The organism is Corynebacterium sp. HMSC072A02, from assembly GCF_001810085.1.
Classification (GTDB): Bacteria; Actinomycetota; Actinomycetes; order Mycobacteriales; family Mycobacteriaceae; genus Corynebacterium; species Corynebacterium hesseae.
In genome coordinates this window covers 18,521-29,104 of sequence record NZ_KV799844.1, presented here as the reverse complement: position 1 = coordinate 29,104, position 10,584 = coordinate 18,521, and the positions used below count along the sequence as shown (strand labels likewise).

12 protein-coding genes are annotated in these 10,584 nt (G+C 58.2%); all 12 read left to right on the top strand.

The window, feature by feature from the left end:
* Positions 1 to 82 precede the first annotated feature (82 nt).
* Positions 83 to 379, top strand: a complete 297-nt coding sequence (locus tag HMPREF2698_RS13740) for an HNH/ENDO VII family nuclease (RefSeq protein ID WP_350337630.1) — start codon at positions 83 to 85, stop codon at positions 377 to 379.
* Positions 376 to 792, top strand: coding sequence for a hypothetical protein (locus tag HMPREF2698_RS05215; protein ID WP_070532568.1), 417 nt, complete (start codon positions 376 to 378; stop codon positions 790 to 792). Before HMPREF2698_RS13740 ends, HMPREF2698_RS05215 begins: the two co-directional genes overlap by 4 nt.
* Before the next feature lie 504 nt (positions 793 to 1,296).
* Positions 1,297 to 2,235 carry a tetratricopeptide repeat protein gene (locus tag HMPREF2698_RS05210; protein WP_070562652.1) on the top strand — a complete coding sequence of 313 codons (939 nt, stop codon included), beginning with the start codon at positions 1,297 to 1,299 and terminating at the stop codon, positions 2,233 to 2,235.
* On the top strand, positions 2,235 to 3,218 hold the full coding sequence (locus HMPREF2698_RS05205; protein ID WP_070562658.1) for an HAD-IIA family hydrolase: 984 nt from the start codon (positions 2,235 to 2,237) through the stop codon (positions 3,216 to 3,218). Before HMPREF2698_RS05210 ends, HMPREF2698_RS05205 begins: the two co-directional genes overlap by 1 nt.
* Positions 3,209 to 3,370, top strand: a complete 162-nt coding sequence (locus tag HMPREF2698_RS13435) for a hypothetical protein (protein ID WP_168164024.1) — start codon at positions 3,209 to 3,211, stop codon at positions 3,368 to 3,370. Before HMPREF2698_RS05205 ends, HMPREF2698_RS13435 begins: the two co-directional genes overlap by 10 nt.
* Before the next feature lie 39 nt (positions 3,371 to 3,409).
* The gene (locus HMPREF2698_RS05200) at positions 3,410 to 4,219 is read left to right on the top strand and encodes a TlyA family RNA methyltransferase (RefSeq protein WP_070532563.1); all 810 of its coding nucleotides are present in this window, start codon (positions 3,410 to 3,412) and stop codon (positions 4,217 to 4,219) included.
* Positions 4,216 to 5,127: an NAD kinase gene (locus HMPREF2698_RS05195; protein ID WP_070524783.1), complete on the top strand. Its 912-nt coding sequence runs from the start codon at positions 4,216 to 4,218 to the stop codon at positions 5,125 to 5,127. Before HMPREF2698_RS05200 ends, HMPREF2698_RS05195 begins: the two co-directional genes overlap by 4 nt.
* A 38-nt stretch (positions 5,128 to 5,165) precedes the next feature.
* Positions 5,166 to 6,842, top strand: a complete 1,677-nt coding sequence (gene recN, locus HMPREF2698_RS05190) for a DNA repair protein RecN (RefSeq protein ID WP_070532560.1) — start codon at positions 5,166 to 5,168, stop codon at positions 6,840 to 6,842.
* Between the two features lie 26 nt (positions 6,843 to 6,868).
* Positions 6,869 to 8,053, top strand: a complete 1,185-nt coding sequence (gene steA, locus HMPREF2698_RS05185; protein WP_070524788.1) for a putative cytokinetic ring protein SteA — start codon at positions 6,869 to 6,871, stop codon at positions 8,051 to 8,053.
* Positions 8,053 to 9,012: a copper transporter gene (locus tag HMPREF2698_RS05180; protein ID WP_070562650.1), complete on the top strand. Its 960-nt coding sequence runs from the start codon at positions 8,053 to 8,055 to the stop codon at positions 9,010 to 9,012. Before steA ends, HMPREF2698_RS05180 begins: the two co-directional genes overlap by 1 nt.
* Complete coding sequence (locus tag HMPREF2698_RS05175; protein ID WP_070562647.1) at positions 9,013 to 9,651, top strand: NUDIX domain-containing protein; 639 nt, start codon at positions 9,013 to 9,015, stop codon at positions 9,649 to 9,651.
* Between the two features lie 41 nt (positions 9,652 to 9,692).
* Positions 9,693 to 10,571 carry a site-specific tyrosine recombinase XerD gene (xerD, locus tag HMPREF2698_RS05170; RefSeq protein ID WP_070562645.1) on the top strand — a complete coding sequence of 293 codons (879 nt, stop codon included), beginning with the start codon at positions 9,693 to 9,695 and terminating at the stop codon, positions 10,569 to 10,571.
* Positions 10,572 to 10,584 lie beyond the last annotated feature (13 nt).

Genomic DNA, 10,584 nt, shown 5'->3' with positions numbered 1-10,584 from the left:
TATCAGGTGTCTACCAAACAGGGGTCAGGTCCGTTGTATATCAACAGACTGGTAGACAGGTATTCAATCCGCACAAAGAGGTGTGCCTTCCCCGGGAAGTTGGTGGTGGAATTGGCAACAATGTCGATTTAATGAGGCATGGCGCGCCCCTATATGGATAGATCGAAACCCGGTGAATTTGCACCATATCGGCCAAGATGATCGAACAGCTGTAGTAGAAATTACAAAACAGATGCACACAGAAAACGCTAAAGTTCTCCCTATATTCCACAGAATGAATGGGAGCGGGTTTCCAACAGATGTAACCCTTGACGACCGCGCATCCTTTAGGGAGTGTCGACACACATACTGGAAAGAAAAGGCATTGGACTACCTATGACCGGTCAGAAAAAACTCTCAGATAAGCTACTCTCATACGTGTACGGCCACGGACTAAGTAAAAGTGAACTGTCTCAGCTGAAGTCGGTGGCTCCATCTTGGATTCCCGAACAATACTTCCAATTCTGGAAGCATTACACGGCCTTTTCTCCGCCATCGTTAGTTTTCTTCACACCTGCCCCATACGGAGTCTATGAAAACGCCTTCGAAGGGTTTCTAGAAGATTTCCGGTCAGTCGATCTTGTCGATTCAAAACGCTTCTTCCCAGTAGCCTATGATGACGGTTTTGTCTGGGGCGTCTTCGAACAGAAGCCCAATGGGTCGGTTATATGTGGAATGTACGATTTTCAAGAAAAGGACTACGTTGAAGGCCCCTTCAAGACATTCGAGGAGTGGGTTTACAGCTACGGATAAACAGGCTTTGCGAGCCCGGCTCAAATGGATGAATTAACGGCGTACTAAATGATCGGAAAGTGGCACAGACGGCACTCCTGGTGCGGCCTTCTAGCCCCCCAATGACTTCGAAGCACTCACATCAGCTACACCAACCCAAGCAGCATAGCTAACCCCCGATGTGTCTACTTTCCGGGGGTCAGGCCCGTTCGCGCGTCGAATTCGCCTCGCCTGGAACAATGGTTGGACCTTTTGGGCAGTCGTCCGTGGTATGCCATTGGAGCACGGAAGCGTAGAGCATGGCCTTAGCTCTTCGCAGGTGGCTGCGGGATTAGAGTGCGTGTGTGATGAGTGGCGTTTGGGTGAGGTTGCCTGGCCGCCGAATAGTGTGTAGTCGCCGAACTGGGACCGTAGGTTGTGGGGCACTTCACTAGCAGTTGGTTCGTATTGCCGTTTCTGGGGCCGTGACCTGTAGACTGGTTCGGTACATACGGACACGTCTACCGCAGAAAGTGCATGGCTTTAATGTCTGAATCCAACTCCCGTAACCACGGCCGTGGCCGCGAAGGTTCCGCAGAAGGCAACCGTGGGCACTACGGCTCTGGGGGCCGCAAGTTTGAGAAGCACGGCGGCGCAGCGGGGCGTCGAGAAGAGCGTCGCGGTGATCGCCGAGACGAACGCCGAGGTGGCCGCGCAGGCGCTAAACCTCGCCGCAACGACCGCAATGGACATGGCGGCGGTAAAAACAAGGTCTCGCACCCACAGCGTTCAGGCTACCGTGAGGAGCGCATCAATCGTCGTATGACAGATCCAGACCTGCCATCTGATATCGACATTACGGATCTTGATCCTTCGGTACTTCAGGATCTTTCGTCGCTCTCCAAGGAAAATTCCGAAGCCGTTGCTAAACACCTCATCATGGCGGCAACGTGGCTTGAGGACGATCCCCAACTGTCGCTACGCCATGCACGTGCTGCCAAAGACCGTGCCGGACGTGTATCAGTCGTCCGTGAAATGAACGGAATTGCTGCATATAGGGCTGGAGAGTGGAAGGAAGCCCTTGCGGAGCTTCGCGCAGCGCGCCGCATTTCCGGTGGCCCTGGGCTGCTCGCGGTCATGGCTGATTGCGAGCGAGGCCTCGGGCGCCCAGAAAAGGCCGTTGATTTGTGGCGCGGCGAGGAGGCTAAAGAACTCGCGGCGGAGGATGCGATCGAGTTGGCTATCGTTGCTGCAGGAGCGCGATTGGACATGGGGCAGGCAGATTCCGCCGTAGTTACCATCCAACGCGCAAAGCCTTCTAAGGATTCCACGGGATTCTCGGCATGCCGCCTTTCCTACGCCTATGCCAATGCTTTATTGGAGGCTGGCCGCAAGGAAGAGGCCCGGGAGTGGTTCCAGCACGCGATTGACATCGATGAAGGAGACTGGACCGACGCTTCAGAGCGTCTGGCCGAGTGCAAATAATGAGTATTCTCAAAACCCATGATTCATTGCTCCTCGATCTCGACGGAACAGTATGGGAGGGCGGACAGGCTCTCCAGTGCGTCGTCGACGTGGTGAATTCCTGCGGTGTTCCTGCAGTTTATGTCACGAACAATGCATCCCGAAGCCCCCAAACCGTAGCCGGTATGCTCGGCGAGATCGGCTTGGAGACGGATGCGCAACACGTTGTTACCTCTGCGCAAGCGGTAGTCAAGATCGCTCGTGAGGAACTTCCAGCAGGCGCGAAAGTCCTCGTCATCGGCGCGGACTCATTTCGTTCACTGGCGCGTGAGGCGGGCTTCGATGTTGTACACAGTGCCGACGATAAGCCCGCCGCGGTCCTGCAAGGTATGGACAAGTCGGTGGGCTGGGAGCAGCTCTCCGAAGGCGCGTTGGCAATTAATCACGGCGCAAAGTTCTTTGCCTCCAACCTGGATACGTCTCTTCCGACGGAGCGCGGAATGGCTGTGGGCAACGGCTCGTTAGTCGCAGCTATCGTTTCAACTACCGGCGTAGAACCCATTTCGGCAGGTAAGCCGGAACCCGCTATGTTCACTCAAGCAGCCAAGCTCGTGGGGTCGACGAAGCCTCTAGCTGTAGGGGACCGCCTTGACACGGACATTGTTGGTGGCAACAACGCTGCAATGGATACCTTCCACGTTCTTACAGGTGTGTCCCGGGAGCTTGCTCTCATTGAAGCTACTGCGGAGGAACGCCCTGATTTCATTGGTGCAGGATTCCACGAGCTCTCCTTATCGGCCGCACAGGCGCGCCCAGGTTCCCAGGGAGGCTTCCGGGCACGGTTTGACGGCTACGACATTGTTCTTCAAGGCGGGAACGAGAAATCGACGTCGATCGAGGCGTTGCGTACCGTCCTCGAAGTTGCCTGGGCCGGTGCTGAGCCGCCTCGCTACATTCAGCCACGGAGTGAAGCCGCGGAGAGGGTTGTGTCTACATGGCGGTAAAGCCTCATGACCCGCGCGCGGTTTTGGCTCCCGAGAAGTTGGATGCGTCGCTCGCGGAGATTCTCAATGAACCAGCTGAGAACCTTGAACAAGAACTTGCTCAGCTGGATCGCGCTCATACTGTGCTGCGGGATGCGCTCCAAGACAATTAGCGCTGACCGTCGAGGATTCTAAGGGAAGAGGAGCTTTTCATGCCACCGCAACGCCGCCGTCTCGACGCGGAGCTAGTGCGCCGAAAGATTGCGCGCTCACGGGAACAAGCCGTTGAGATGATCAAGGCCGGCCGCGTGACCGTCGGGGGTTTCAAAGCGATGAAGCCCGCGACGGTAGTTGAGCCTGAGGTGTCTATCAAGGTTGAGGCCAGCGAGGGGGATGATTGGGCTTCGCGTGGCGCGCACAAGCTCCTTGGCGCTCTCGAGGCTTTCGACGTTGACCTTAGGGGAAAGCGAGTGTTGGATGCGGGGGCGTCGACTGGCGGCTTTACCGATGTGTGCCTGCGCCGCGGTGCCGCGGAGGTGCTATCCGTCGATGTGGGCTACGGGCAGTTGTTGTGGCGTTTGCAGAATGACGAACGGGTTACGGTGCTCGACCGCACTAACATTCGCCACCTGACACTTGAGCACACGAATGGTCCCTGCGACGCCATGGTTGGTGACCTATCGTTTATCTCCCTGAAGCTTGTGCTTCCAGCGATTGCATCGTGCATGGCTGATGGCGCGTGGCTATTGCCCATGGTCAAACCACAGTTTGAGGTGGGCAAAGACCGGATAGGGTCCGGTGGTGTGGTGCGCTCTCCTGAGCTACGGGCGGAAGTAACCAAGGATGTCGCTATCTTCGCTCAGGAGCTCGGGCTCAGCGTGAAAGGCGTGGCGGCATCGCCGTTACCTGGACCAAGCGGCAATGTTGAGTACTTCCTCTGGTTGGTCAAGGATGGATTGTCCACCCCGGAAGATAGGCTTGATGCAATGATCGAGACGGCTATCAAGGAAGGACCCCAGTGAGCAGTAGTGTCGCCGCGGAGGGCACCAACCGCCGCGAAATTCTTCTTGTTCCGCACGCGAGCCGCGCGGATAATCTTGCCGCTACGCATCGCGCGGCGGAGCTGCTCCAGGAGGCAGGCATCAAGGTGCGCGTGTGCGCAGCGGATACCGTCCTTCCGGGCCTGCAGCATGTTCGGCATACGCCAGCTGCTGCCGAAGGTTGTGAATTGGTGCTGGTTCTCGGTGGCGATGGCACATTTTTGCGCGCGGCAGATATGGCGCGTGCCGTCGATGTTCCCGTGCTTGGAATAAACCTGGGCCACGTCGGCTTCCTCGCCGAGTGGGAAGCGGAGTCACTCGACCGTGCGTTAGTACGAGTTATCGAGCAATCCTATGAGGTCGAAGACCGGCTTACTATCGACGTCACCGTGTTTGATGCTGACGGGAAACTGCGTGAGCGTAGCTGGGCGCTCAATGAGGCGTCGATTGAGAATCTCAACCGCTCGGGGGTGCTGGACGCCATCCTCGAGGTGGATGGGCGCCCGGTATCTGCTTTTGGTTGCGATGGCGTGCTCATCTCCACTCCGACTGGATCCACGGCCTATGCCTTCTCCGCCGGAGGGCCAGTTCTGTGGCCTTCTCTTGATGCCATCCTGGTTGTGCCAAACAACGCGCATGCCTTGTTTACCAAACCGCTCGTGGTGTCTCCGGATTCGCAAGTCGCGGTGGAATCGGCGTCGGCGACGACTCCGGCCGTGGTCATCCTTGACGGATTCCGGGAAGTCTCGATGCCTCCAGGTTCGCGCGCGGAGGTCGTTCGTGGTGAAAGGCCGGTGCGCTGGGTACGTCTAGATCAGCAGCCATTCACTGATCGTCTGGTGTCCAAGCTGCGCCTCCCCGTGGAAGGTTGGCGCGGGCCGCGTCACTAGGTTGTTTGGCGCGTATTTAGGAAGGAAGATAGCTCACCGTGCTCGTTGATATCAGCATCTCTGACCTCGGCGTGATTGAAAGCTCCGCAGCGGAACTATCGCCAGGACTCACCGTGCTCACCGGCGAAACCGGCGCTGGTAAGACCATGGTGGTAACCGGCCTACGCCTTCTCGCCGGCGGTCGCGCGGATGCATCACGTGTGCGCGATGGCGCCGCGAAAGCAGCCGTAGAAGGGCATTTTTCTTCCAGTTCTCTTGCCGTAGCGAAGGTAGTCGAAGAATCAGGCGGTGAGCCAGATGAAAACGGCGAGTTCATTGCCTCCCGCACGGTGTCGGCGGCGGGACGCTCACGCGCCTACTTGGGTGGGCGTTCAGTGCCAGCGGCGACATTGGGGGAGTTCGCCTCCCACCTGATTACTGTGCACGGTCAGAACGACCAGCTGCGTTTGCTATCTGCCGATCAACAATTGGCAGCGATCGATCGCTTTGAACCTGCGATTGACAAGGTTCGCACCGCATATACCGATGCGTTTAGCCACTGGCGCGCGTTGGCTAAGGACTATCAGCGTCGTACGGAATCACGGCGCGAGATGGCGCAGGAAGTTGACAGGTTGCAGTTCGCTATTAAGGAAATTTCCGAGCTCGATCCGCAACCAGGCGAAGATGCCGAACTCGTGACCCTTATTAAGCGCTTGCAAGATGTTGATGCTTTGCGTGAGGGCGCAGCCACCGCTCTCAGTGCTCTGGATGGGGGCGAAGGATTTGGGGATGAGGACACCGCCGTCAATCTTGTCGGCGCCGCCGAATCAGCACTCGCTGGGGCAAGTGATACCGAGCTCGCTCGCCTAGGGGAGCGCGTTAGCGAAGTCACCGCGCAGCTGACCGACATCGCTGCCGACCTCACGACGTATTTGAGCGATCTACCCGCCGATCCCAACCTCCTCGAGGAATCCCTACAGCGCCAACAGGAGCTCAAGCGGCTTACCCGCAAATATGCTGCTGATATCGATGGAGTCCTGGCCTGGCGGGATGCCGCTGAGGCCAAACTCGCTACGTTGGATACCTCTACCGAGGCCCTTGAGGCCTTAAAGAAAGAGGTAATGGAGGCCGAAAAGACGATGGTGTCCAAAGCCGAAAAGCTCACTGCCGCCCGTACCAAGGCCGCGAAGAAGCTCGGGGCTCAGGTCACCGAAGAAATTCATGGCCTGGCCATGCCGAACTCCACCTTGACGGCCGCCGTCAAGAAGACGAAGTACTCCAAGTCCGGCGCGGATGAGGTCGAATTTCAACTCAACGGCAAGCCCTTGGCTTCCGCGGCCTCGGGCGGTGAGCTCTCGCGCGTCATGCTGGCCATGGAGGTAGTTTTGGCCAGCGGCGACGGGACCACCTTGGTCTTCGACGAGGTGGATGCCGGCGTCGGTGGCCGCGCGGCGGTGGAGATTGGGCGTCGTCTAGCGCGGCTGTCCACCACCAACCAGGTCATTTGTGTCACACACCTGCCGCAAGTGGCCGCCTATGCGGACTCACACTTGCACGTGTCGAAGGAGAAATTCACGTCGGGTGTTGCGGATCTGACCGCCGAGGAGCGCGTTGAGGAGCTCGCGCGTATGCTCGCTGGCCTCGATGACACCGAGACGGGCCGCGCGCATGCACAAGAGCTCTTCGATAGGGCTCAAGCAGAAGTCGAGACTTTCCGCGCGCCTTCCACACCTTGAGCCCCTAACAGGGGAAACTGTCAGACATGAGTCTGTTTTCCCGTAATACCGATCTGCCTGGAGAACACGGCGCGCTGCGTGATTGCACCCCGGGTGGCAAGGGCATGAAGAAGTTTAGCGCTGGTGACTTCGCAGTCATCAACGCCGCCAATATCTCCCGCCAAGAGGCCCAGACCCTCGTGGATATGAAGCCGGCCGCCGTGATCAACGTCGCGGAGTTCTCCACTGGTTCTATCCCGAATTATGGACCCCACATGCTTCTCGACGCCGATGTCACCCTCATCGAGGGCGTAGGCCAAGATTTTGTGGACAATTTCAAGGATGGAAAGAAGGCGCGTCTGACCGAAGACGGCGCCATTTTTGCGGGCGATACCCAGCTTTCTTCGGGAACGGTGGTTACCCGCGACCGGGCGGAAAAGAATTTTGCTTCTGCCCAGCAGGAACTCATCGATCATATGGAGGCATATTTCGGTAACTCCATTGAGTTCATTCATTCCGAAGGTCCGCTACTCATCGATGGCCTGGGTGTTCCCGATGCAGGGTCCGTCATGGCCGGGCGCAAAGTTCTCGTGGTCTCGCCCACTGAGGAACACCGCAAGAAGCTGACGCTCCTGCGCAACTTTATCCGCGAGTATGAACCCATCATTATCGGCGTGGACGCTGCCGCGGACACCCTGGTTGAGCTGGGATACCAGCCTCACTTCATCGTGGGTAACCCTTCCGAGGTGAGCTCGGAAACCCTGCGCAGCGGTGCCCAGGTTATTCTCCCCGCCGAGCCGGACGGCACTGCTGACGGGCTCGAGCGCATTCAGGATTTGGGGATTGGTGCGATGACCTTCCCTGCCGCTACGGATTCAGCTACCGATCTCGCGCTGTTGCTTGCGGACTACCATGAGGCTCAGATGATTGTTCAGGTTGGCGGATCCCTCGACCTCGACGACATCTTTGCTAACGAGCCGAATGCTACGCCCGCGGCTTTGCTGTGCCACATGAAGGCGGGCACGCGCCTGGTGGATGCGGACGCTGTTATCAACCTTTATTCCGCGCCAAATTCCGGAGCTATGGGATGGCTGTGGGCGCTGCTTGGCATCCTCGTAGCACTTGCCGTCGTTATTTTGATCGTCGGCTTGGGCGGCGATGAATCCTTCCTCCAGAACCTGATCGATACCTGGAATAACTTCGCGTTAAGCGTGCAGGAGTGGTTTAAGTAATGATGTCGCCTAAGTCCCTCATTATCACCGGCCTCGGTTTCGGCGCAGCCCTTGGCATTGCGTTGGGCACGCTGGTGATTGCTCCAAATATGGATTCCGGATCGGGTCCCGGGGGTGAATCGACCAGTGAGGTGCGCGAGAAATACGGAAAGCTGGTTGTAGAAAATAACATCGCGGAGGCCCAGCTCGACTCTGCTGATTCCGTAATGGGAGATCTCGGCCGATACGTGGTGGATGGTTCCTTGGCGCAGCGCCCGGTCATGGTTGTGAGTATGCCCGATGCCGACGACGCCGACGTCAAGGCCGTCAAGGATTTGCTGGGTTCTGCAGATTCCACCGATGCAGGAAGCATCAAGCTGACTGAGAAGTTTGTAGCCCAAGAATCCGCGGACAAGCTTTTGTCCCTCGTTACCACCACGTTGCCGGCGGGAGCGAAGCTCGATAAAAAGAAGATTGATGCCGGCACACATGCTGGTCAGGCACTTGCGGCGGGGTTGATGATGGATGCTGAGACCACCGAGCCGCTTGCATCAGTTGATGATCGCGCGACCCTTTTGCGGGCTCTGCGCGATGCCGGCTACATCGACTACAAGGATGGCACTATTCTTCCTGCCCAGGCCGTAGTCGTCGTGGGCGGAGGCATGACCCCGGGAGAAGAGGACGACAGTGCTGCTGCGAAGTACGCCATCGATACGACGGTCAACTTCCTAGAAGGTTTTGATTCGGTGGATACCGCGATGGTTTATGCCGGGCGCGTGGAATCCGCCGGTGACGACGGCGTCCTGGATAAACTCCGAGCCGACAAGACGAAGATCAGCACCGTGGACTCCATCGATCACCCGGTGTCCCAGATGGCCAGCGTTTTAGCCGTGAAGGAACAACTCGATGGTGGCCACGGTGTGTATGGTTCTGCGGCGAATGCTGACAGCGCAGCGCCGGCGCTGCCGAAGGATCTCTAGATGTCACACCATTTTCGTACGGTGGGAACCGAGCTGCTTGTCGACGCCCCCATCATCGCCGTCCGCCGCGATGATGTCGTCATGCCGGGGGAGGTTGTTGCTCAGCGAGAAGTTGTCGAACACCTTGGTGCTGTGGCCGTTGTGGCGTTGGATGAGAACAACCGTATCGCCATGGTGGAGCAGTACCGGCATAGCGTCGGCAAGCGCCTGTGGGAGCTGCCGGCCGGCTTGCTCGATGTGAAGGGCGAAGACGAGCTCAGCGGCGCGCAACGCGAGCTCCAGGAAGAGGCCGGCCTGGCCGCCGAGGAATGGGCAGTGTTGACTGATCTGGTGACCTCCCCGGGATTCTGCGAGGAAGCCGTGCGCGTGTTCTTGGCGCGAGGCCTGTCGAGCGTGCCCAAACTCAACGCCGAAGGCGACGAGGAAGCTGACATGGGCTTTGCATGGGTTCCCCTTGCGGAGGCTGTCGAGCGCATCCTGGTGGGGGAGATTGTGAACTCCATTGCGGTGGCAGGAATCCTTGCGGCATATGTCTGCGTGCGTGGGGATGCCACCCCGCGCTCAGTTGACTCTCCTTTCGAGCTACGGCCGGAATCGATTGCTCACCGGCGCCCGGGACCGGATCTTAAGCAGCTGTGACGCCCTCTAACCCCGCCGCAGCCGCCGGACAAGCTTGGTTGATGCACCTCATGGTGGAAAAAGGTGCCTCGAAGAATACGGTAAGCAATTACCGTCGAGACATTAACCGTTACGTCAATTGGCTTGCGGAATTTGGGATCACGGATTTGCGCCACGTAACCCGCTCGCACGTGGAGAACTACCTCGTTTACTTGCGTAAGAGTCTTGCGCAGTCTTCTGCTAGTCGCGCTTTGGTTGTCGCTCGAGGGCTGCATAAGTTTGCCCTGGCCGAGGGGATGATTGAGGAAGATGTCGCGGCGGAGGTTTCCCCACCCAAGCGGGCGCAACCGCTGCCGGAGACTCTCAGCGTGGAGGATGTAGAGGCACTCCTCGATGCCATCCCTAGCGGTGATGCTGCAACGCCCATTGATATCCGAGATCGCGCTCTATTGGAGATGCTGTATGGTACGGGCGCACGTATCTCCGAAATCATCGCGCTAAATGTGGACGATGTGACGGGTGAGGGGAGTGCTTCAGTTCGTGACATTGTGTTGTTGAGCGGCAAGGGCGATAAGCAACGGCTAGTTCCGCTGGGTTCACATGCGGTGACAGCGGTGGAGAACTACCTAGTGCGTGCCCGCCCAGTGCTGGCTACGGGAGCCTCTCACGCCCTGTTCCTCAACACTCGGGGCAAGTCTTTATCGCGGCAAAGCGCCTGGGCCGTGATCAAGACCGCAGCGCAGCGCGCCCACCTGAGTACCAAAATTTCTCCGCACACACTGCGTCACTCATTTGCCACCCATCTGCTCGAGGGCGGGGCTGATGTGCGTACCGTACAGGAGCTCTTGGGGCATTCTTCCGTGACGACGACACAGATTTATACCCACGTCACTGCGGATTCACTCCGCGAAGTGTGGCGCACTGCCCATCCACGCGCCTAAGAGCGCCTAGAAT